The following is a 278-nucleotide window of genomic DNA, read 5'->3' as shown; positions in this document are numbered from 1 at the left end:
ATCTCCCAAGGCTAAATACTCCCTAGTGACCGATAGTGAACCAGTACCGTGAGGGAAAGGTGAAAAGCACCCCGGAAGGGGAGTGAAATAGATCCTGAAACCGTGTGCCTACAAGTAGTTAGAGCCCTATGTTTTTTCCTCGGAAAAAACAGGGTGATAGCGTGCCTTTTGTAGAATGAACCGGCGAGTTACGATCCCGTGCAAGGTTAAGTCGATGAGACGGAGCCGTAGCGAAAGCGAGTCTGAATAGGGCGAATGAGTACGTGGTCGTAGACCCG

General features: G+C 50.4%; 1 rRNA gene. It reads left to right on the top strand.

The features are described 5' to 3' along the window. A 23S ribosomal RNA gene (locus tag ACQCT5_RS22980) occupies positions 1-278 on the top strand; the annotation flags it as partial.

The organism is Sutcliffiella halmapala (assembly GCF_050107295.1).
Taxonomy (GTDB): Bacteria; Bacillota; Bacilli; order Bacillales; family Bacillaceae_I; genus Sutcliffiella_A; species Sutcliffiella_A halmapala_A.
The sequence above is the reverse complement of the archived record's forward strand: the minus strand, read 5'-3'. Positions and strand labels throughout refer to the sequence as shown.